The sequence below is a fragment of the Aquimarina atlantica genome (genome assembly GCF_000626715.1).
GTDB classification, from domain to species: Bacteria; Bacteroidota; Bacteroidia; order Flavobacteriales; family Flavobacteriaceae; genus Aquimarina; species Aquimarina atlantica.
Window position 1 is genome coordinate 37,247 of the sequence record NZ_AQRA01000011.1, and the last position, 22,469, is coordinate 59,715.

Here is a 22,469-nt window from a genome sequence, read left to right on the forward strand (position 1 = left end):
CTTAAATATAGTGATTTACAATAACTTATTCAAGTTAGATTTGAATTACATTAAAATTAAAATCTAATTTTTATACCTTTAACTACATCATTTTTTAACTTTTAAATGAAATCATCAACTATCATTTCGAAAGGTATATTTTTAATAATTGTAGCTTATTTCTTACCTTTAGCCTAAACCAATATTCACACATGCGAAAGTTTCCCTCTTTACTTACGTTGCTCCTTATTTTAATTTCATTAGTTTACACATTTTACAGCAGTAAACCACAAAAAATAACCGACCTTAAGACTTCTAAACAGGAATTCTCTACACTTCGTGCTTTAGAACATGTAAAAAACATCTCTAAACAATCTCACTATCTAGGTAGTTTGGCACACGAAGGAACAAAAACATATATCCTGGATGAATTAAAAAAACTAGGGTTACAACCCGAAATTCAAGAAGGCATCTCTATTTCTAAAGGAGGCGCAATAAGCCGACCCAAAAATATCATTGCAAAGATTAAGGGTAGTAATTCTACAAAGTCGTTGGTACTTATGTCTCATTATGACAGTTCGCCACATTCTTCGTACGGAGCCAGTGATGCGGGTAGCGGTGTTGCAACTATCCTCGAAGGAATCAGAGCCTATTTGGCGACAAATAAGGTTCCTAAAAATGATATTATCATTTGTATTACCGATGGAGAAGAAATCGGGCTTATTGGAGCAGATCTTTTTGTAAAAAAACATCCCTGGGCCAAAAATGTTGGACTTGCACTTAATTTTGAAGCCAGAGGAAGCGGTGGTAATTCTTATATGCTGATAGAAACCAATGGCAAGAATGGAAAAATGATTGAAGAATTCTCTAAAGCCAGGGTAAAATATCCTGTTACTAATTCTCTTGCATATAGTATTTATAAAATGCTCCCCAACGATACCGATCTTACTGTTTTAAGAAAACAAGGGGATATCGAAGGGTTCAACTTTGCTTTTATAGATGATCATTTTGATTACCATACGGCCAATGACACATGGCAAAACCTGGATCTAAACACATTACAACACCAAGGAAGCTACTTAATACCTCTACTCTCCTACTTTTCTGAGATCGACCTGAGTGTACTTAAATCTGATCGGGACTACATTTATTTTAATACTCCGATTTTTAATCTTATTAAATACCCTTTTAGTTGGATATATGCTTTATTAAGTATTGCAATTATCTTATTTATAGGATTAATTTTTTACGGAAAATTTGCATATCGAATAGATTTCAAAGAAGCTTTGTTAGGATTAGGCGCTTTTCTTTTATGTCTGATATTAGCAGGAGGAATAACTTTTGGTGGATGGCAACTGATTAAGATTATCTACCCTCATTATAATGAAATTCAACATGGGTTTACGTATAATGGATATCAATATATCACTGTTTTTGTATTATTATCGATCGCTATTTGCTTTAAAGTATATGCCAAATTCAGTAAAAGTAAAAATCAAGCTAGTTTACTTGTAGGACCGTTATTCATTTGGCTGGTTGTTTGTACTATGGCTGCTTTGTACCTTAAGGGAGCTAGTTATTTTATAATCGTTGTATTATTTGGATTGATATCATTAGTTGTTCTTATTCGGCAAAAAAGACCTAATTCGATATTAATGGTTATTTTGGCATTACCAGCTATCTTTATCATATCCCCTTTTATAGCAGCCTTTCCTGTAGCTTTAGGCTTAAAAATTCTTTTTGTTTCTTCTATACTATCGGTTTTATTGTTTGGTGCATTAATCCCTGTTTTTGGGTTTTATCAAAGAAAAAACTTATTTGGCAATTTATGCCTTCTCCTAAGTTTAGTTTTCTTTATTGCAGCACATATAAAATCTGATTTTACAGAAACCCGGCAAAAACCCAATAGCCTTGTCTACATCTTAGATACCGACCAAAATAAGGCCGTTTGGGCTTCTTATGATAATATTCTTGATTCATGGACACAAAATTATATTAACCCAGAAGAAAATATTGCCGAAACTTATAATGTAAATACATTACAAAGTAAATATCGAAAATCATTTGCTTATGCCAATCAAGCTCCTATCAAAAGTATTAGACAACCAAAGCTAGACATTAGTAAAGATACGATAATCGGAAACCTGAGGCACATGGAGTTATGTATTGCCCCCCAACGAGATATCCAAAGGGTTGATTTATATACCGAAACTCTGTTTAATTTTGATGCTTTACGGGTTAATGGTGAAACTGCAAAAGACTTTACCTATTATGACGGTAATACCTATAACGCATTTACAAAAAGATGGAGTCAAAATTTACTTACGTATCATGTAAGTAAAAATCAACCGTTAGAATTACAAATGCAGTTTCACAAGGATTCACTACCAAAATTTGTATTATATGAATCTTCTTATGACTTACTTGCAAATGATCATTTTTCAATTCCGGAAAGAGATAAAAATATGATGCCCAAACCATTTGTAATAAATGATGCTGTAGTCATCAAAAAAGGGTTTGCCATAGAAGAATACGAGGAGAAGAAAATAGACACAACACTTACATTGGATAATACACCAATCCAAGTACAAGAAATAAATGAATAAGCACAATGTTTAAAAAACATGAATGGTGACTATACATCTGTTTTTTGATGGTTTAGAAGCCTTTCTAACCTTTTCATAAAGAAACTGGCTTAAATCTAATATTAAACACTTAAAAACGAATGATTGAAACCAATAATCATCATAAAACAGCTTATTATCAATATTTTAAAAAATAATGCAATAAAAAAACCGAAGTATATACTACTTCGGTTTCTATTTTATAATGGTAAAGAAAATAACTATCCTTTCATACTTGCTTTTAAATATTCACGGTTCATACGTGCTATATTTTCTAATGATATTCCTTTAGGACATTCGATTTCACATGCTCCTGTATTAGTACAGTTCCCAAATCCTTCTTCATCCATTTGGTTTACCATTGCCAGCACACGCTCTGTAGCTTCTACCTGACCTTGTGGCAACAACGCAAATTGCGAAACTTTGGCCGAAGTAAATAACATTGCCGAGGCATTTTTACAAGCCGCTACGCAAGCACCACAACCAATACAGGTTGCTGCATCCATAGCCTCATCTGCATCTTCTTTGCGAATAGGGATAGCATTTGCGTCTTGTGTATTTCCTGAAGTATTAACAGAAATATATCCTCCTGCCTGCTGTATACGCTCAAAAGAAGAACGGTCAACCATTAAATCCTTTACTACCGGGAATGCTTTTGCTCTAAATGGCTCTATATAAATAGTATCTCCATCGTTAAACTTACGCATATGTAACTGACAGGTAGTTATCAAACGATCTGGTCCATGAGGTTCTCCATTGATCTGTAATGAACAAGCACCACAAATCCCTTCTCTACAGTCGTGGTCAAAAACCACAGGTTCTTCTCCTTTATTAATTAAGTCTTCATTTAACACGTCTAACATTTCTAAAAAAGACATGTCTCCTTCTACTCCAGAAATATTATAGTCTACTAACTTTCCTTTGGAATTAGCATCACTTTGACGCCATATTTTTAATGTAAGATTCATAGCTTTTTATTTATAAGAACGTGTTTTTAATTCAATATTTTCGAAGACCAGGTCTTCTTTGTGGAGTTCTGCATCTTTAGGTTCTCCTTTGTATTCCCACGCAGCTACATACTTAAAGTTTTTATCATCTCTAAGCGCTTCTCCTTTTTGTTCTCCAGATTGTTCTACAGATTCTTCTCTAAAATGTCCTCCACAAGATTCATTACGATGTAAGGCATCTTTAGCAAATAATTCTCCTAATTCTAAGAAATCAGCTACTCTTCCTGCTTTTTCCAGTTCAGGATTCATGCTATTAATCGTTCCTGGAACTTTTACATTTTTCCAGAAATCCTCACGTAATACCGCAATCTCTTCTATAGCTTCTTTTAGCTCCTTTTCATTACGAGACATCCCACACTTATTCCACATGATTTTACCCAATTTTTTATGGTAATAATCTACAGAATGTTCTCCTGATCCGTTCATCAATTTCTCGATACGATCTTTCACTTCTTTTTCAGCCTGATCAAACTCTGGTGTGTCTGTTGGGATTTTTCCTGTTCGAATATCTTGAGACAAATAGTCTCCGATAGTGTATGGTAAAACAAAATATCCATCTGCCAAACCTTGCATTAATGCTGATGCTCCCAGACGGTTAGCTCCATGATCCGAAAAGTTTGCCTCTCCTGCTGCATAACATCCAGGAATCGTAGTTTGCAAATTATAATCTACCCATAAACCACCCATCGTATAATGTACAGCAGGATAAATCATCATTGGAGTTTTATATGGATTTGCATCTACAATCTTTTCATACATCTGAAATAAGTTTCCGTATTTGCTTTCGATAACTTCTTCTCCCAATTTCGTAATTTCTGCTGCAGAAGGGTTATGCATACCAGAGGTTAATGCTTTTTCTTTTCCGTATCGTTGGATTGCCGATGCAAAATCCAGGTATACAGCTTCTCCTGTCTTATTTACTCCAAAACCAGCATCACAACGTTCTTTTGCTGCTCTGGATGCTACATCACGTGGCACCAGGTTACCAAAAGCCGGATAACGACGTTCTAGATAATAATCTCTTTCTTCTTCAGATAACTGAGTAGGTTTTAACTTACCTGCTCGTATTGCTTCGACATCCTCTTTGCGCTTTGGAACCCATATACGTCCATCATTACGTAACGACTCAGACATCAATGTTAATTTAGACTGATGATCTCCTGATACTGGTATACATGTCGGATGAATCTGGGTATAACAAGGATTTGCAAAGAAAGCTCCTCTACGGTGTGCTCTCCATGCTGCCATAACATTACTTCCCATTGCATTGGTACTTAAGAAGAACACATTTCCGTACCCTCCACTAGCTAATACTACCGCATGAGCTGAATGACGTTCTATTTCTCCTGTAACCAGATTACGAGCGATAATTCCACGAGCTTTACCATCAACCTTCACCAAATCTAACATTTCGTGACGATTAAACGCTTGTATTTTTCCTCTATTGATTTGACGATTCATTGCAGAATAGGCTCCAAGGAGTAATTGCTGCCCAGTTTGTCCTTTGGCATAAAATGTTCGGGATACTAATACTCCTCCAAAAGAACGATTATCTAATAATCCACCATACTCACGTGCAAAAGGAACTCCCTGTGCTACACACTGATCAATAATATTTCCCGAAACTTCGGCCAATCGATATACATTAGCCTCACGAGAACGGTAATCTCCTCCTTTTACAGTATCGTAAAATAATCGATAATCAGAATCACCATCACCTTGATAGTTCTTTGCTGCATTAATTCCTCCTTGTGCAGCAATCGAATGCGCACGACGAGGAGAATCCTGATAACAGAATGTTTTTACATTATATCCAAGCTCGGCCAAAGAAGCAGCCGCGCTTCCCCCTGCTAATCCTGTACCAACAACGATAATATCTATATTTCGTTTATTCGCAGGGTTAACCAGGTTAATTGTATTTTTATGATTTGTCCACTTATCTGCCAGTGGACCTTCAGGTATTTTAGAATCTAAAATTGACATACTAGTGGTGTTTTTAATGATTAAGATGAAGCACTATAGCAATAATAATAAATCCTACAGGAATTACTATTGCAAAAGCCTTTGCAAACTTGGTTGCCGCTACCGAGTATTTATTATTAAACCCAACAGATTGAAACGAAGATGCAAATCCATGCCATAAATGCAATGCTAAAAACACAAACGAAAGCGCGTATAGTCCTGTACGAATCGGGCTTTCAAACTTATGTAGCAATTCTGGATAATATCGTGTAGGGTCTTCTGGAGCAAACTCTACATATTTATGTACTATTTCTGGTACCCAAAAATCATAGAAATGTAATCCTAAAAATGCAAGGATCACTAATCCAGAGTAAATCATATTTCTAGACATCCAGGAAGCGTTAGCTCCTCCATTATATTTTGCATACTTAATCGCTCTGGCATTTTTGTTTTTGATTTCTAATACAAACCCCATCACAAAATGAAACACTACTCCAAAAATTAAAACAGGTTGCAATACAAATTGAACTAACGGATTTGTACCCATAAAATGAGATAGCTCATTAAATATATCTGCACTGAAAATTGAAGTAAAATTGATAGTAAAGTGTTGTAATAAGAAAAAAACTAAGAAAAGTCCTGAAAGTGCCATCGCAACTTTTCTAGCTATTGAAGATTTTATCAATCCACCCATTATTTAAAATGTTTAATTAGTTGTGAAGCAAAAATAGGGTTCAATGCTTTTTTAGCCAAGCTTTACCTTGGGTTTATTTCGCTATTTATAATGAATATAAAAAAGAAAGATACTTTGTTTATCGTTAAGTCCTAAAACGCTTGAAATATAGAATTAACTTTAAACAAAAAACAATGCTTTTTTTTACAATTATGCTAATTTTACCTTATGCAAAATATCAATTCCAAACTTCCAGAGGTTTCAACTACCATATTTACAGTAATGAGTCAATTAGCTCATAAACACAATGCATTAAATCTGTCCCAGGGTTTTCCTAATTTTGAAGCTAGTCCAGAACTAATTGACTTGGTAACTCGTGGTATGCAAAATGGGTATAACCAATATGCTCCAATGCCAGGATCACTTTCTTTAAGAGAAATTATAACTAAAAAAACCAACTCACTATATGGCAGTCATTATCATCCTGAAACCGATATTACTATAACCTCTGGTGCTACACAGGCAATTTTCACTATTATTTCGGCTTTTATACATCCGGGGGATGAGGTAATTATATTTAAACCTGCCTATGATTCATATGAACCATCGATCAAATTATACGGAGGAACGATTGTTCCAATTCAATTAACAGCTCCTGATTTTAGTATTGACTGGCAAGAAGTTGCTTCTAAAATTACTTCGAAAACTAAAATGATTATTATCAATACACCTCATAATCCCAGTGGTAGTATTTTGTCTAAAGAAGATATGCTTCAGTTAGAAAAATTAATGAAGAACACAGATATTATTTTATTGAGTGATGAAGTTTATGAGCACATCATTTTTGATGATCAGAAACATCAAAGTGCTGCATTATTTCCCGGATTAGCCGAACGTGCTTTTATTACTGCTTCTTTCGGGAAAACATTTCATACTACCGGATGGAAAATGGGGTATTGTCTGGCTCCCAAAGAATTAATGGCAGAATTTAGAAAAGTACATCAATTCAACGTCTTTTCTAGTAGTCATCCTATGCAATATGCCTTGGCCGAATATTTAAAGGTTCCAGAACATTATCTTTCTCTTCCTGGATTTTATCAGCAAAAACGAGATTTTTTCCTATCTATGATTAAGAATTCTCGTTTTAAGTTCATTCCAGCATCCGGAACATATTTTCAGGTATTAGATTATTCTGCTATTACTGATGAAAGCGATATAGCTTTCGCAGAACGATTAACCAAAGAACATAAAATTGCATCTATCCCGGTATCGGTTTTTAACTTAAACCAGAAAGATGATAAAGTACTGCGTTTCTGCTTTGCCAAAACCGAAGATACGTTAAAACGAGCGGCAGAAATTTTGTGTGAGATTTGATTCAAAATCACCTCAACCCCAGTGATTCAACTGATAGGATGAACCCTTCAGTAAGCTGAATAGGACCCCTGAGAATGGTGATTTTTGTACTAAAAAAACCTTTCTTCATTTTATGCTGAAAAACAACAGAATTGATGTTTCTTAAAAATCAAACCGTAACTGAATAATCTCTACCTCTTCTTTTTCTTTTTCCTTTTTCTTCTCCTTACCGGTATTGAGATTAGAGAGTGAAATCCCTAATAATCGAACAGAATCTTTCATCTTATCTTGATACAACAACTCTTTGGCTGTTTCTAATAAGATATCGGTATCACTTACAAAATAAGGCAATGTTTTACTACGGGTCTGTAGCGTAAAATCACTATATCTAATTTTTAGGGTCACCGTTCTACCAGCAACTTTACTTCGTTTAAGGCGTTTTTGAAGCTCTTCTGCAATACTTTCTAATCGCTCGAGCATATAAATTTCTGAAGCTATATTTTCGCTAAAGGTGCGCTCTGCTGCCAGGGATTTACGCTCGCGATTTGGTTTTACTTCGCTTAAATGAATTCCTCTTACAATACGGTAATAGTGCCCTCCTGATTTACCAAAATGTTGTGTAAGAAACTCCTCGGATTTTGATTTTAAGTCCTTTCCGGTATAAATACCCATTTGATACATTTTAGCCTGCGTAACTTTACCAACTCCATAGAATTTTTTAACATCCAAGCCTTCCAAAAACTCAATTACTTCTTCGGGGTTTACCGTTTTTTGTCCGTTAGGTTTATTATAGTCACTTGCTACTTTAGCAATAAACTTATTGATCGATATTCCTGCAGAAGCAGTTAATCCAACTTCATCAAAAATCTGTTTTCTAATTTCCTGAGCAATAAGTGTTGCACTGGGATTTCCTTTTTTATTCTCGGTAACATCCAGATAAGCCTCATCTAGCGATAAAGGCTCTACCAAATCTGTATACTCAAAAAATATCTTCCTGATTCGAGAAGAAATTTCCTGATACCGATCAAATCGAGGTCGAACAAAAATCAGATCAGGGCAAAGTTTCCTTGCTTTAAAACCAGGCATAGCAGATCGTACACCAAATACGCGGGCTTCATAACTGGCTGCACTAACCACACCTCGTTTTCCACCACCACCAACAGCTAACGGCTTTCCTCTAAGTTCGGGATTGTCGAATTGCTCTACCGAAGCATAGAATGCGTCCATATCTACATGTATGATTTTTCTATATGTACCCAACTCTTCCACAATACAAAAATAATAGATATTGATGATCCAAATTATAATATCTTTATCTCTGATTATAAAACATTTCTACATCGTCTGAAATAACCGAATAATTAATCATGATTGAAATAGAACGTAAATTCCTGGTAACCTCTGAAACGTTTAAAAATGAAGCACAAAAAAGTACACTCATCAAACAAGGGTTTCTAAATACTGATCCGGCACGAACGGTTCGTATACGAATCAAAGGAAAATATGCCTTTATCACCGTAAAAGGAATCGGTAACACTTCGGGAACTTCACGATTTGAATGGGAAAAAGAAATTGACGTATCAGAAGCAGAGCAATTAATGCCTTTATGCGAAAAAGGAATCATAGAAAAAATACGCTACGAAATCCCTCTGGGAAATCATACCTATGAAGTTGATGAGTTCTTTGGAGAAAACAAAGGTCTTATCATAGCCGAAATTGAATTAGACAACGAAAATGAAACATTCCTAAAGCCAGATTGGTTAGAAAAAGAAGTTACAGGAGATAGAAGATATTATAATTCTCAATTAAGTAAAAAGCCATACAAAACCTGGTAAATATTTTAAAAACTAATAGAATGAAGAAGCTTTTAAATCTGATTATGTTACTACTTATTTTTCTTTCTTTTTTGAATTGCAAAGATCCCAGAAGTACAAAAAATCAGCAGAGTGAGAATAAAGATGATTATCAAAATAACATAGAAGTAACTTCAAAAAAAATTGACAGTACTATAGTTCATTATGTAACTGCTATTAGCGGACTTAGTGTACGAAAACAGCCTGATATTAATTCTGAAAAGATAAGTACTTTGGAATATGGAACCCCTGTTGAAATTATTGAAGAGACTCGCCAAACTTTTCAGGTTAAAGAAGACGCGAAAACAATTGATGGTAAATGGGTGCTAATAGATTCAAAAGAAACTACCAGGATAAAAGGCTACGTTTTCGATGGGTTCTTAACTACAAAAAACCCAATGCCATATCGATTATCTAACGCCGATTTAAACTCTACTCGTTCTTACAATAAGAATAGTGATATAGATAAATATCTTATTTTAGAGTTAATTTCAAAAAAAACTTATGAAGATTTAAAACAAAGGCAAAACAACTTCATAGCTATTAGAAAAGATACATTAGAGATCAAAAAAAGTAATGGTAAAATAGATTTACCCACTGATAAGGGTGTTATTACATTGCTAGATATAAGAGAAAAAGATATGGGTGATGTATCTTATCATTATTTAGGAGTTATCGATAGTTTAAATACCTATGTGATTCAAGGAAATTATATAGGGTATAGTGAACATTTACTAATTAATAAAGCTACTGCCAAAAGAGATACTCTTGCCGAAAAACCAATTATTTCGCCAAATTGGAAAAAAATGATCACCGCTTCTATAGATGGGCAAACTATAGAACCAACAGATCTACAGTTATTTGATATAGAAAAAAGTAATATTATACCGAGGTTGATAGTTAATTTTATAGGATGGTTCCATTCACAAGAAGAAGGTAGTATTTTTTGGATAAACAAAGACGAGTTTTGCATGAAAATAATGTCATTACAACATGCCGAAAATAAAGGATTCGAAGAACATTGCTATCAATATATAAAAATAAAAGTATTATAATTAATAATCATTTTGTTAAACAAATATACACCTCAATTTTCTTTCTCAATCAAGTAAAAACCTCACTTTTTATGGTAAAAAAGCAAAGCCAATAGGTTTTTAGCTTTGATTAACATTATCTTAAAAAATCTTAACAAAAGAGTAACATGTACTATTGGTAAGGTATGCCAGAAGAATACGGCTAAGCATACTCGATTTATTAACCAAAATTAGAGTTATGTTACACAAATCTAAAAGATCCCTATTAGGGATCACATTATGTATTTTCCCATTTTTAAATGTTATAGGGCAGATTCCTGTAAATGGGTTTTACCCTAAAAAGAATTCTTTTACATTAGCACCTAGTTATGGATACAAAAGTTATGATCAATTCTATAGGGGATCTACATTATCTGAAGGAAATCCTGCTGGTTTAGGAGAAATTTCTTCATCTATTATCTCTTTTTATAGTCAATATGCCATCACAAACTGGTTATCTACAACCGTTACCCTACCATATATTAGTGTCGAAAGTGAAGATGAAGCACTTGATCCCGTTCAAAATGTAGCACAGATAGATGGTATTCAGGATTTAGGGATTTTTCTGAAAGCTAAAGTTCTGGAGAAAAAATTTGACAACTTTTCTCAAATAACCCTGGGAGGTGCTTCTGGGGTGACATTTCCTGTAGGCAATTATAAAGGAGGAGGCGTACTTTCTCTAGGTAACGAAGCTATCACTGTCAATGGTTCAGCTATATTTCAGTATAGCACTCCGTTTAAAATATTTAGTGAACTACAATTAGGATATAGTATACGTAACAGTAATAATTTTGATATTCCTAATGCTATGTTATATAGCGCCAAAATAGGGTACTATAATGAATTTCTTTATGTACATGCTAAACTTGACATACAAGATTCTATGTCGGGATATGATATTGGCACTCCAGAATTTGCCAATGCAGGAGGACCTGCTATTTTGCCAGAAACCGAAGTAGATTTCACCAATCTTTCTTTCGATTTTTATGTCCCCGTTTACAAAAACACTTTAGGTGTTTCTGCTGGTTACGGCACTACTCTAGATGGTAGAAATTATAATAAAGAATCTGTTTTTTCATTTGGATTAGTATATACCTCGAAGTAGCATATTTAAAAAAGAATAACTCCCATCAATATAACTTGGTGGGATTATCTTAACATAGATATGAGTTATAACCTAATGTGCAAGTCACACACTTTCTAATAGCGACTCTAATTGTTCTTCATTAATGGGTTTAATAAGGTAGCCAGAAACCAATTCAAATTCTTTAGCTTTTTCTGTATCTGTTGGATTGTCTGACGATGATAAGATATAAATAATAATCTCTTTTTTAATTTCTGGAGTGATTGTAACAAATTCTTCCAAAAACCCCCAGCCATCCATAACAGGCATATTTATGTCTAGTAAAATTAAATCTGGTAATTTCTCTATTTTTCCAATTGTTGATCTTATAAAATTAATACCCTCTTCTCCGTTAGAAAACACAAGTAGCTTTTGATTCGGACTAAGCTTATGTACGATTTTTTTTATGATAAACTGGTGAATATTATCATCATCTATAAGACATAAAATATGGTTCTCCTTACTCATAACACAATATTTATAGTAAATTTAGTTCCTTTACCAAGCTCGCTATCAATAGCTATCGTTCCTTTTAAGGCTTCAATCTGAGATTTGATTATAAAAAGACCTAGTCCTTTGGCGCTAGCATTTTTATGAAACGTTTTTCTAAACCCGAACACTTTGTCTCCATATTTCTTTAGGTCAATCCCTAACCCATTATCACTAAAAATTAGTCGAATTCTATTATTTATTTTTTCTGAAGAAATATGAATAACAGGTTTTCTTTCTGAAGAACAATATTTTAACGAGTTTGAAATAAGATTAAGAAATATACTTCTTAGATAAGCAATCGAATAGGAAATTTCTTCAACCTTAAAATCAGTAATAATTTTTGCCTGAGTCTCCATGATTTTTGCACTTAATTGCCTTTTTACTTCTATACATGTTTCTTCAAGAGAAATATTCTGAATCGTCATATCTGTAGATTCGTTAATCTGTACCACATTTATCAAATCTTTCATGGTTTTATTAAGTACTTCTGCAGAATTTTTGATCATATCTGTGTAGTTCATTTGCTCTTCGGTAAGTGCACTTTCTTCCAAAAATTTGGTAAGCATAAAGATATTAGCAACAGGTGATCTTAAGTTATGCGAGGTAATATAGGCGTAGTCTTCTAACTGCTTATTTTTTGCTATCAATTCTTGTAACGTTGCTTCTATTTTTTGTTCTTGTCTGATTGCTTTTGTAATATCTCTGGCAATTCCAAACACTTCTCCGGTATGATCCAGTGCAGTAGCGTTCCAATCTAACCAAACAATTTCTCCTGTTTTAGTAAGATATCTATTTCTAAAATTAAATATAGTAGTACCATCAAATTGTTTTGCTGCTTCTGCAACAGTATTTTGTTGATCATCTGGATGCACAAATGCCAAATAAGGCTTATCCATTAATTCTGTTTCGGTATACCCCATAGTTTTACTCCATTGCGGGTTCAATTTGGTAAAATATCCTTCAGGGTTTGAAATCGTTATTAAATCCTGACTTAAGTTAAATAAATCTTCTAATTGTCTATTTTTAAGTTTTAGAGCAATCAAATCTGCTTCTATAGAAGATTTTTCTGTTTTTCTTTGTGTTATATCTTTTGCTATTAACAAAAAGCCTTCTTTATACCCTATCCTGGTTATAATCGATTCTAACCATATGATATCTCCCATTTTACTGATAAGTCTAACCGTAAATGGCTCAGAATTCGGAGCTTGCATTCTATTCTCGATCACTTGTTTGGCTTTACTCCTATCTTCGTAGTGTATTAAAGTTAAATAAGGAATATTTAACAATTCCTTTTTACCATATCCCAATAAAACAGACCACTGAGGGTTTGACTCAACAAAATATCCATTATCATTTACTATTGTGATAAGATCATTATTGAGTACATTTTTTTTTATATATACAGAACTTGTTTTCATCATATTTTCATTACAGCATTATATAAAATTTTGACATTGAAATTTATTAATGAGGTAGCCTAATAAACTATCATTGTAGTTATTTCGTTTTTAATATTTAGATATTAAAAAACCGGTCTCAGGGTAAGGTAAAACATTAGAATAATAGGGATATAATGTTTATATTAAAGTTACTACAATAACACAACATAAACAACTGTAAATCAATAATAAAAAAAATAAAATTTACATCTTCTAAAAGACATCAACAGAAAATTGTATTATTTGGATATATCACCAAATATTCCTGATCTATTATAAACCTAGCGTTTTCTACGTATCATATACCCTATATTCATACAAATAAGAATATCATTTTAGTTGGCTTAAAATATCATTTCTAATACTAAAAAAAGAAGAGGAAATAGTATCTATATCGGTTTAAACTACCATCTAACTCTATTTTGATCGCTAAATAATCCCTTCAAGTTCAAGTAAAATTCATTATTTTAACCCCACAAATCGCTAAAAGCTTCATTAACATGAAAAAACTACTCATATTTTTTGCTTTACTATTCCTTTTCTCTTGTAAACAACAATCTAAAGAAGAAAGCATCCTACAATCGGAGAGTATAAAAGAGGTTACTGAAGAAATAAAACCTTCGGCAAAATCAATCAAAGAAAAGTTGAAAAAAGACGGGTTTAAGATCTTTGATTATATAGATGAAGAAACCGGAGATACTGTAATTATGCAACAATATTTTATTGCTTTCTTAAAAAAAGGCCCTAATCGTTCTCAAAATAAGGAAGAAGCCGACAGTTTACAAAAATTACACCTCGGACATCTTGGTAGAATGTATAAAGAAGGGTATGCCGATATTTCGGGACCTTTTGGAGATGATGGTGATATACGTGGAATCACAATTTACAATACACCGACACAAAAAATGGCAGATAGCTTGGCTAACATGGATCCCATGGTAAAATCCGGCCGTTTAATTATCGAAATACATCCGTGGTGGGCTGCAAAAGGGTTTCCTTTGAGATAAGTAAATTAAAAAGAGTGAGTTCCTGATAAAACTCAGAAATCCCACTCTCTTTTTCATATTTTACATACTAAGCTAGCTAGTTTGATTTTATCGCTTCACAAAGCGTTTAGTATATTGATTTTTCCCATCGGTAAATTTCAAGAAATAGATTCCTTGTTTTAAATTTCCGACGTTTATAGTTGATCTATTTTTACCTGTTTCCGAGATAATTGTTTTTCCTACAATATCTATTACCGAATACGAGACTTCTTCAAACCCTGAGTTGAACGATACATTAAGTATATCTCTTGCCGGATTAGGATAAAGCGTTACATTATTATTTTGTTTTGCAGCAACCGATCCACCAATCACAACAGTATAATCTTCGACTTCTCCATAATTAAATGACCCACAAGGAGAAGGAGATGTACTATATCTCATGATAACTCGCATTCTTGTAGCTCCATTGCTAGCAGACGAGGGTACGGTAAAACTTCCGCTTACAGTTGTGTTTTGGGTTGCAGATTGTGTCCAAACCTGTTCTCCGGCATCTGTAAAATCACCATCTTGATTATAATCTATCCACACTCTATATGCTTCATTATATGTCGTACCGGTCCAGGTAGGTGTCACTGTAATGGTATTTGAGCTTCCTTTGGATAGATTTGTAGATTCTGATGTAAAATCGCTATATCCTCCACTTCCTGCGGTAGAAGTTTTATCAATAGATCCTAGTTGAACTCTACTAATATATTCTTCAGAGGCATTATTTCCATTTGCAGAACAATAGGTAACTCCACCACCGCCTGTAGTGGTCACATTAACGGTATTACTAAATCCAGAAATGTTTCCAGCTGCATCTTTGGCCTTTACTCTAAATTGGTATGCAGTATTAGCCGTTAATCCCGTAATATTTGCTGAAGTACCTGTTACTGATGTAGCAATTGAGTTTCCTTGATACACATCATACCCAGTTACACCAACGTTATCGGTAGAGGCATTCCATGAAAGTGATACCGAGGTCGCTGTAACATTAGAGGCACTTAATCCAGCAGGAGTAGAAGGTGCCTGTGTATCTCCACCACTCCCTGGGTTATGTCCATCTACTATTTTGGTAGTACATCCAGGAGCCAGCCACTGGCAAATATTTGGATAGGTTACAGACAAACGTCCGTACCAATCTTCCAGGTCATTGCCGCAAGCAGCATATCCACCATGTAACTGCCCAACTATTCTTTTGTTCTGATCAAATAACCCTGAACCCGAGGACCCTCCTTCGGTGGTTCCATCGTTCCAATCCTGAATTCTCCAGTGAGTAGTTCCTGATCCTGGTGCTCCACGATACTTTGAAATTGTAGGTGCATCATTATCAAATGATATTTTTTTCACATCTCCTGCCGGGTGATGAATAGCCGTTGTTTTGGTAGGAGTATTTCCTGTGGCATCCCATCCAGAATAATATACATTATAACTTGAAGGAGGTGTAGACGAAAGTTTTAATAATGCATAATCAGAACTCGATCCGCTATCCATCATCTGTGAACCAGAAATAGACTGACTTGTGGATCCATCAGAGTTATTGGTACACCCTGGAGATTCATAATTAAATACAAAAACCCAATTGGTCACATCACGACCCGAAGTACAGTGATTTGCTGTTAAAAAGTAAGGCGTTCCGTTGTTAGCAGTGTTGTTCATTAAAGATCCAGAACACCATCTGGTTCCGTTTCCTAAAATTACTAATGCAACAGATCTAATTTGATCTCTCCATGGATCTCCTTCTGAACAAATTACATTGTTATTACAAGATCCAGAATCTCCAAAGTTTTTTGCCATACTCATTATTCCTCTATAATCATGTGCAACTGTAGAAATGTTTAACTCTGGTTGTTGTTTTACCTGAGCCGGTTGAAAATATTCTACTATGATTTTATCTCCTTTTACAGGAGCTAAACCTAAGCGTTTTGAGCTTTTATTATTAGCAGAAGTAAATGCTCCGCGAACATCAGATTTGTCTCTGTTATAGACAAATAATTTACCTCCTTCAGGAATTTTGAAATTCGAAAAAGTAAGGTTAAGCGACAGTGCTCCTTTTGATTCGATCTCAATCAGCCAATACTTGTCACCTTTCGAATTGGTATACCATTTTCCAGAATTTTTTGGATTAAGATTCGTTTTATGAGCATACGCAAAACGCATTGGTACGTCTTTACTTGATTCTAATGCATCTTCTTTGAGTAGTTTAGCTACATCCAGTTTAGGTAATGTGACACCAGGAATTTGGCTTGATTTAGAAACACGTTCATTCGAGAACAAAGGTTCTCCTCCCTGGCCTATTTGGGAATAGGCGGTAATGCTTGAACATAACAATATGACAAGCAATAAAATTGCATTTTTCATTGGTTTTAAGAGTTAAGTTTGAGTTATACGTTAATAATTAACGCTAGCTAGTTTGTAAAATGTTGATTCTAAGATAGCAAGACAATTGTTCAAAATTTAACAATTTTAATGTTTTAACACAAAATTGCAGTATTTTATATATTTATTAACAATCTCATTATAAGACTGTTTACGCGAAAAAAACAGAAGAATTACGGGATTAAATCAAAATCAATCTTTGATTTCTATTTTCCGTTTTAATTCATTTCCTTTTTCGTCTAAAACGGTGATAGTGTGTATTCCTGGTTTAGGAGCTACAGGCATTTCATGAAATTGCTTTGTTGTACCAACAAATTGATCATCTATATACCAAAACACACGAGTTTCGGGATTTGTATGTGCAATTTTAAGAATTACCTCGTTAGTTTTACCATCAAATCCTTTGGGTAAATATACACTACTACTGGGTTTTGGAAAAATAAAATCCATTCGTTCCTGAGATTCTTTTATACAATCTGGTCGATATGGTGGTAAGGAACGATAATCTGAATTACCTGTTTTAAAAAAATACCCTTGTAACGGGGGTAGAACAAACCAAGATTCATGAATCATATTGCTAACAGATTCGCAAGAAGAGTTTACTCTGTATTGTCTTGTCTTATCCAGGTGTACTAATTGATGATATGGGCAAGGTTTAGTCCTGGTTTCCGAAACGGGAACATCCATTAGTTTGGTTGGACAATTACTACCTGCCAAAAAACCACTTTTGGTACAGACCGTTACAGGAATCAGATCATCATAAGGAGTGGGAAACCACTTAGATTTTGGCAATAGGTTATATACATCAAATAAAACAGGTGCAGCCGAATTTAATCCTGTGAGCTCTGGTCGCCCTTCCCCATCGGCATTACCAACCCAAATCCCTACTACATACTTTTGGCTGGCACCTATTGCCCAGGCATCTCTGTTACCATAACTGGTTCCTGTTTTCCAGGCAATCTCTCTAGAAGAATCATAAAACTCCCAGGCTTCGTCACCTTCTGGTCGGTTTACTTTTTTCATAGCTTCAAAGGTTAACCAAATACTTCCAGCACCATACACTGGTTTTTGTTGCGTTCTTTTGCCAAAATCTACTTCCCTTTCTGCCAAAACAATTGGTTCGGTAAATTCCTGAGTAAAATATTCACTAGAGGTACTTTGATAGTGATTTAACGTCCCTGCAAAACCTGCATACGTTTTACTAAGATCCCAAAGATTTCCTTCTGCTCCTCCAACAATTAATGACAATCCATAATGATCAGCCCCATATCTCAGATCTCTAATTTGAAATACATTCAATTCATCTCTAAATCTCTGTAAACCATATTTTTGTAATAATCGAACTGCTGGTATATTTAAAGAACGTGCCAAAGCTCGATTTGCTGCAACAGCACCACTATAGCCTTCATCAAAATTCTTGGGATTATACCCAGAAATTACGGTAGGAATATCAGATACTAATTGTTCTGGTAACAATTCGCCTTTATCCATCATTGCGGCATATAATAATGGTTTTAATATACTTCCTGTACTACGTCCTGCCTCGATAATATCTACATCTTTTTGATGTGCTTTATCTGTTGGTGAATTTCCTACATAACTTAGTATTTCTCTGGTTTCGACATCCAAAATCAAAACTGCCATATTATGCACTTCATTTTGTTTTAACACTTCATAATGTCGTTTAACCACTCGATTTACCTGTTTTTGTAAAATTAGATCGATTGTAGTTTGCACTCTTTTACCTTTATGTTTTTTTGCTAACCTATCTAACAAATGCGGAGCAGTCTGCGGTAAAAAATAAGGTTTCTGAGGTAGTGTTTCGCTTATTGATAGCTCATATGTTAATGAATCTATTGTTTCTTCTTCTAAAAGTGTAAGAAGTAATCGATTTCTTTTTTTTAATAACTTAATTTGATTTTTTCCCGGGTAGATGAGAGAAGGGGCGTTAGGTAGTACTGCAAGTGTTGCAGTCTCTGCCCACGATAGTTGATGAGCCGGTAGTCCAAAATAACGCCAGGCTGCCATATCAATTCCTACTACGTTACCACCAAAAGGAGCATGAGAAGCGTATAGTTTCAGAATCTTTTCTTTAGAAGCTCCGAACTCTAATCGTGTAGCCAGTACTAATTCTTTAAGTTTTTCAAAATAAGTACGCCTTTTACCTTTTCGCGCCAAACGAATAACCTGCTGAGTGATCGTACTTCCTCCTCTTACCACTTTTCCTGCACTACTATTTTCGATAATTGCTTCTCCCATCGCAACAGCGTTAAATCCTAAATGTCTATAAAATTGCTGGTCTTCAAATGCAATGATACATCGTTTGAATTTTTCGGGTACACTATCGGTTTCAGGAAAACGCCATTGTCCATCGGCGGCAATTTTGGCACCTAATAATTCTCCATTTCTGGTCTCAATTACTGTTGCCGTTGGATCATCAAATAATGGTCTTGGTAATAAAAAATAATATATGATTAACACCACTCCAAGAATTAAGAAGCGTTTTGGGTGGTTTTTTATATAGTTTCTTATGTTTTTAAACAATGTGTGTACTATAGATGAATCTATAAATATTCTAAAAGGTATTTTAAACCTCTATTGATCTCCCTTTTGCTGTTTTATTTCTATTGGTATCAAAATAAAAATCAATTTGTCCCATATACACTCCGCTTTTACCGCATTGATTAATAAGCACTTTCTCTCCTACTATATTATCAACAATAACTGGTTTCGGTAATAAAGTATGTGTATGTCCCCCTATAATCAGGTCAATATCTTTTGTCTTTTTGGCTAGATGAAGATCAGAAACTACATCTTGAGCATTTTTATAATCATATCCAATATGAGAAAGGCAAATTACAAGGTCGCACTGCTGCTCTTCTTTTAATTCTCTGGTGATATCCTGGGCAACTTCAATAGGATCTATATATTGGGTTTCTTTATATAAACTTTTATTCACTAATCCTTCAAGTTTAACTCCTAATCCAAAGACTCCGATTTTTATCCCTTCTCTAATTAGGATTTTATACGGTTCTACAATACCATCAAGTACTGTATTTTTAAACCCGTAATTGGCAGATACAAAATCAAAAGTTGCATTAGGCAATTGGTTCAGTAATCCATTTATTCCGTTATCAAAATCATGATTCCCAATGGTAGCAAGATCATAGTTTAGTTTTGACATTAGTTTAAATTCAATTTCCCCACCATAATAATTAAAATATGGAGTACCTTGAAAGATATCCCCTGCATCTAATAAAATAGTATTCGGATTTTCTTTTCGTACTTTTTCTATAACCGATGCTCTTCTTGCAAATCCTCCTAATCCCGGGTATTTATAATGATTATTTGGTAGAGGATCAATCTGGCTATGCACATCATTAGTATGTAGCACTGTTATCTTTTTTGATGTTGGTTTAACACAGGACACCAAGCTTCCCCCTCCTAAACTGGCAAAAGCTGTTGCTGATACTATTTGCTGTATAAATCTTCTCCTATTCTGCATATCTCATTCTTTTATCCAGTTGTACTTTTAATGTGTCTATTGATTTAAAATAATCGATTAATGCATTTCTGAATTTATAATCTGTTTTATATAATTGTATAGGATCTTTAAAGAAATTCATACTATCTCCCCCTTGTTGCAAATAGTCTGTAGTAAGCACTAAATAGGTTTTACCTTTTTGTAATGGTTCTCCATTAATGGTTAACTTTTGTACTTCTTTTGATTGTTTTACAATACTAAGCTGTAAATTAGAAACAGGGTGTGCTTGTTGTTTTTCGGTTAAATAAGAAACTAACTGCTGTACTTTTTCATAAGATAATTCTGCCACTACCAATTCATTTTCAAAAGGCATCACTTCAAAGGCTGTTCTTGCAGTTACCGGTCCTTTTAGTATTGGTGCCCGCAGCCCCCCATGATTTAACAATACAAAATCAATTTCTTTATTATATCTTTTTTTAAAAATCGGTTCTACCTGATGTAAAGAAATATCTGCTGTAAGGTTACCTAATCTGCTTTCTAATTTTCTATCGTGTTTGGTAAAATCTACTGCAGCAATGCACAGTGTAGCATCCAAAGTTTTATTTAAATGATCTCGAAAAGGTGCAATAAATGAATCTATAGCTTGATCCGCGATTACTGTAGAATCAATTTTTTGTTGAATTGCTGAGATCTTATGTACAGAAACCGATTGTTGCTTACACGAACAAATACTTATCAAGCAAAAAAGGCCTGGTAAGAGCTTATAAAACTTGGTATTCATATATTTTCGATTTTTCGACAATGGTAACAAAAAAAACAGTACGTTGCTTTACGGTTACGTTAAAATAACTACTTTGCTAGATCAGGATAATATAGATGAATAATGTTGTACTACAGGAAAAGGATCATAAAAATGATGTAATAATTTTTTCCATTCCTGATACTCTTCAGATTTTCTGAAACCTGTTTCATGATCTTCTATCGTTTCCCACTCAACCAACAATACATATTTATCATTTTCTTCTATACATTTCAATACATCATGCCTGATATACCCTTTCATTGTAGAAATGATTTTTTGGGCTTCTTTAAAGGCTTTCTCAAAAGCTTCTGATTCTCCCGGTTTTATATGTAAAATCGCTTGTTCTAAAATCATTATTTCATCAAACTAATACGGCAACAATTTTTATTTGCTTAAGATGGTTTCTATTTTAGAAAATGAAATTTCATTTATATTTTTAGCATATGCTCCATAGACCATCTTTTTTTTGAGATCAACATCCAAAAAACCAACTTCACAAGCAAAAAAATCATAATCTCCTTTTTTTCCATTTTCAGAATCATTCCAAATTTTGTTTGGAGCAATTAAATAATGGTTACCAATTTTAAAATTATCAGTATACGGCCGGCATAGCATTCCATTATCTCCCCATATCTGAATGGTTTTACGAGTATCTTCACCTTTGTATTTTTTGATAACTTCTACTTTCATCGCCAAAGGCATTTTCTTCAATTTCCCATCATCTTCAAATTCTAAAAATTCAGAATACTCAATTACTTTTACCAAAGCAACAAGCCCTCCTGTTGAAACTGAAGAAAACGAACAGTCCCCATCACAGTCACAATCACAAGCAAAGGATTGAGTAGAATATAATCCCAGTACTAAGAAAATTATATATTTAAGTGTATCTTTTTTCATAATAATTATACCTTTTCAACCATTATTACAACGACTGTTCTTCAACCAAATTTTTAAGATCATTTCTAAAACATATCTCAAATATACAGATAATGTCCTTACAAAGAGAAACCTTTCTCTACTCCTAGAAAACAATCATCTACAACACCACAATAAGCACTTACACCTATACAATATCTATCTACAGTATTGCAATATACACTTACATCTATACAATACCCATCTACAGTACTGCAATATGCACTTACACCTATACAATACTTATCTACAGTACTGCAATATGCACTTACACTTATACAATACT

Annotated in this window: 18 protein-coding genes; 6 read left to right on the forward strand and 12 right to left on the reverse strand. The window is 34.0% G+C overall.

The genetic code is table 11. The features are described 5' to 3' along the window. Positions 1-191 precede the first annotated feature (191 nt). Positions 192-2,585 carry a M28 family peptidase gene (locus tag ATO12_RS21385; RefSeq protein ID WP_081802132.1) on the forward strand — a complete coding sequence of 798 codons (2,394 nt, stop codon included), beginning with the start codon at positions 192-194 and terminating at the stop codon, positions 2,583-2,585. A 239-nt stretch (positions 2,586-2,824) separates the two neighbouring features. Here ATO12_RS21385 and ATO12_RS21390 read toward each other — a convergent pair whose 3' ends face one another. The 3 genes from ATO12_RS21390 to ATO12_RS21400 are packed head-to-tail and all read right to left on the reverse strand — an operon-like array spanning position 2,825 to position 6,266. After that, positions 2,825-3,571, reverse strand: a complete 747-nt coding sequence (locus tag ATO12_RS21390) for a succinate dehydrogenase/fumarate reductase iron-sulfur subunit (protein ID WP_034246472.1) — start codon at positions 3,569-3,571, stop codon at positions 2,825-2,827. Between the two features lie 6 nt (positions 3,572-3,577). Then, complete coding sequence (locus tag ATO12_RS21395; RefSeq protein WP_034246474.1) at positions 3,578-5,593, reverse strand: fumarate reductase/succinate dehydrogenase flavoprotein subunit; 2,016 nt, start codon at positions 5,591-5,593, stop codon at positions 3,578-3,580. 13 nt (positions 5,594-5,606) lie between these two features. Then, the gene (locus ATO12_RS21400) at positions 5,607-6,266 is read right to left on the reverse strand and encodes a succinate dehydrogenase cytochrome b subunit (protein ID WP_034246476.1); all 660 of its coding nucleotides are present in this window, start codon (positions 6,264-6,266) and stop codon (positions 5,607-5,609) included. A 207-nt stretch (positions 6,267-6,473) separates the two neighbouring features. Here ATO12_RS21400 and ATO12_RS21405 point away from each other — a divergent pair, with 207 nt between their 5' ends. Further along, a complete protein-coding gene (locus tag ATO12_RS21405; protein ID WP_034246479.1) occupies positions 6,474-7,619 on the forward strand; it encodes a methionine aminotransferase in 1,146 nt (381 codons plus the stop codon). Positions 7,620-7,760: 141 nt separating this feature from the next. Here the strand turns inward: ATO12_RS21405 and dinB are convergent, their stop codons facing one another. Further along, positions 7,761-8,867 (reverse strand): DNA polymerase IV, encoded by a 1,107-nt coding sequence (dinB, locus tag ATO12_RS21410; protein ID WP_034246482.1) that lies wholly within the window; start codon positions 8,865-8,867, stop codon positions 7,761-7,763. 98 nt (positions 8,868-8,965) lie between these two features. Between dinB and ATO12_RS21415 the strand changes: the two genes are divergently transcribed. The 3 genes from ATO12_RS21415 (at position 8,966) to ATO12_RS21425 (ending at position 11,629) form a co-directional block, all read left to right on the forward strand. Next, the gene (locus ATO12_RS21415; RefSeq protein ID WP_034246485.1) at positions 8,966-9,433 is read left to right on the forward strand and encodes a CYTH domain-containing protein; all 468 of its coding nucleotides are present in this window, start codon (positions 8,966-8,968) and stop codon (positions 9,431-9,433) included. 20 nt (positions 9,434-9,453) lie between these two features. Next, the gene (locus ATO12_RS21420) at positions 9,454-10,506 is read left to right on the forward strand and encodes an SH3 domain-containing protein (RefSeq protein WP_034246488.1); all 1,053 of its coding nucleotides are present in this window, start codon (positions 9,454-9,456) and stop codon (positions 10,504-10,506) included. A 217-nt stretch (positions 10,507-10,723) separates the two neighbouring features. Further along, the gene (locus ATO12_RS21425; protein WP_034246490.1) at positions 10,724-11,629 is read left to right on the forward strand and encodes a hypothetical protein; all 906 of its coding nucleotides are present in this window, start codon (positions 10,724-10,726) and stop codon (positions 11,627-11,629) included. An 84-nt stretch (positions 11,630-11,713) separates the two neighbouring features. Here ATO12_RS21425 and ATO12_RS21430 read toward each other — a convergent pair whose 3' ends face one another. After that, a complete protein-coding gene (locus ATO12_RS21430; protein WP_034246491.1) occupies positions 11,714-12,115 on the reverse strand; it encodes a response regulator in 402 nt (133 codons plus the stop codon). Then, entirely contained in the window at positions 12,112-13,560 is a 1,449-nt protein-coding gene (locus tag ATO12_RS21435; protein WP_081802133.1) for a sensor histidine kinase, read from the reverse strand. The genes ATO12_RS21430 and ATO12_RS21435 overlap by 4 nt, the downstream gene beginning before the upstream one ends. A gap of 518 nt (positions 13,561-14,078) precedes the next feature. Here ATO12_RS21435 and ATO12_RS21440 point away from each other — a divergent pair. Continuing rightward, on the forward strand, positions 14,079-14,585 hold the full coding sequence (locus tag ATO12_RS21440; protein ID WP_034246496.1) for a YciI family protein: 507 nt from the start codon (positions 14,079-14,081) through the stop codon (positions 14,583-14,585). Positions 14,586-14,672: 87 nt separating this feature from the next. Here ATO12_RS21440 and ATO12_RS25145 read toward each other — a convergent pair whose 3' ends face one another. The 6 genes from ATO12_RS25145 to ATO12_RS21475 form a co-directional block, all read right to left on the reverse strand. Continuing rightward, entirely contained in the window at positions 14,673-16,964 is a 2,292-nt protein-coding gene (locus ATO12_RS25145) for a GEVED domain-containing protein (protein ID WP_051576009.1), read from the reverse strand. A gap of 210 nt (positions 16,965-17,174) precedes the next feature. Then, a complete protein-coding gene (gene pbpC, locus ATO12_RS21455; RefSeq protein WP_117590085.1) occupies positions 17,175-19,466 on the reverse strand; it encodes a penicillin-binding protein 1C in 2,292 nt (763 codons plus the stop codon). A 103-nt stretch (positions 19,467-19,569) separates the two neighbouring features. Beyond that, positions 19,570-20,487 (reverse strand): bifunctional metallophosphatase/5'-nucleotidase, encoded by a 918-nt coding sequence (locus ATO12_RS21460; RefSeq protein ID WP_034246502.1) that lies wholly within the window; start codon positions 20,485-20,487, stop codon positions 19,570-19,572. Next, on the reverse strand, positions 20,477-21,247 hold the full coding sequence (locus ATO12_RS21465) for a 5'-nucleotidase C-terminal domain-containing protein (protein ID WP_051576010.1): 771 nt from the start codon (positions 21,245-21,247) through the stop codon (positions 20,477-20,479). The genes ATO12_RS21460 and ATO12_RS21465 overlap by 11 nt, the downstream gene beginning before the upstream one ends. A gap of 81 nt (positions 21,248-21,328) precedes the next feature. After that, complete coding sequence (locus ATO12_RS21470; protein WP_034246505.1) at positions 21,329-21,622, reverse strand: antibiotic biosynthesis monooxygenase family protein; 294 nt, start codon at positions 21,620-21,622, stop codon at positions 21,329-21,331. A 30-nt stretch (positions 21,623-21,652) separates the two neighbouring features. Further along, positions 21,653-22,165: a hypothetical protein gene (locus tag ATO12_RS21475; protein ID WP_034246508.1), complete on the reverse strand. Its 513-nt coding sequence runs from the start codon at positions 22,163-22,165 to the stop codon at positions 21,653-21,655. Positions 22,166-22,469 lie beyond the last annotated feature (304 nt).

Excerpts from the sequence above, each read along its gene's own strand:
- ATO12_RS21385 (WP_081802132.1), top strand. The coding sequence starts at position 192 with ATGCGAAAGTTTCCCTCTTTACTTACGTTGCTCCTTATTTTAATTTCA.
- ATO12_RS21390 (WP_034246472.1), bottom strand. The coding sequence starts at position 3,571 with ATGAATCTTACATTAAAAATATGGCGTCAAAGTGATGCTAATTCCAAA.
- ATO12_RS21395 (WP_034246474.1), bottom strand. The coding sequence starts at position 5,593 with ATGTCAATTTTAGATTCTAAAATACCTGAAGGTCCACTGGCAGATAAG.
- ATO12_RS21400 (WP_034246476.1), bottom strand. The coding sequence starts at position 6,266 with ATGGGTGGATTGATAAAATCTTCAATAGCTAGAAAAGTTGCGATGGCA.
- ATO12_RS21405 (WP_034246479.1), top strand. The coding sequence starts at position 6,474 with ATGCAAAATATCAATTCCAAACTTCCAGAGGTTTCAACTACCATATTT.
- ATO12_RS21415 (WP_034246485.1), top strand. The coding sequence starts at position 8,966 with ATGATTGAAATAGAACGTAAATTCCTGGTAACCTCTGAAACGTTTAAA.
- ATO12_RS21420 (WP_034246488.1), top strand. The coding sequence starts at position 9,454 with ATGAAGAAGCTTTTAAATCTGATTATGTTACTACTTATTTTTCTTTCT.
- ATO12_RS21425 (WP_034246490.1), top strand. The coding sequence starts at position 10,724 with ATGTTACACAAATCTAAAAGATCCCTATTAGGGATCACATTATGTATT.
- ATO12_RS21430 (WP_034246491.1), bottom strand. The coding sequence starts at position 12,115 with ATGAGTAAGGAGAACCATATTTTATGTCTTATAGATGATGATAATATT.
- ATO12_RS21435 (WP_081802133.1), bottom strand. The coding sequence starts at position 13,560 with ATGATGAAAACAAGTTCTGTATATATAAAAAAAAATGTACTCAATAAT.
- ATO12_RS21440 (WP_034246496.1), top strand. The coding sequence starts at position 14,079 with ATGAAAAAACTACTCATATTTTTTGCTTTACTATTCCTTTTCTCTTGT.
- ATO12_RS25145 (WP_051576009.1), bottom strand. The coding sequence starts at position 16,964 with ATGAAAAATGCAATTTTATTGCTTGTCATATTGTTATGTTCAAGCATT.
- ATO12_RS21460 (WP_034246502.1), bottom strand. The coding sequence starts at position 20,487 with ATGCAGAATAGGAGAAGATTTATACAGCAAATAGTATCAGCAACAGCT.
- ATO12_RS21465 (WP_051576010.1), bottom strand. The coding sequence starts at position 21,247 with ATGAATACCAAGTTTTATAAGCTCTTACCAGGCCTTTTTTGCTTGATA.
- ATO12_RS21470 (WP_034246505.1), bottom strand. The coding sequence starts at position 21,622 with ATGATTTTAGAACAAGCGATTTTACATATAAAACCGGGAGAATCAGAA.
- ATO12_RS21475 (WP_034246508.1), bottom strand. The coding sequence starts at position 22,165 with ATGAAAAAAGATACACTTAAATATATAATTTTCTTAGTACTGGGATTA.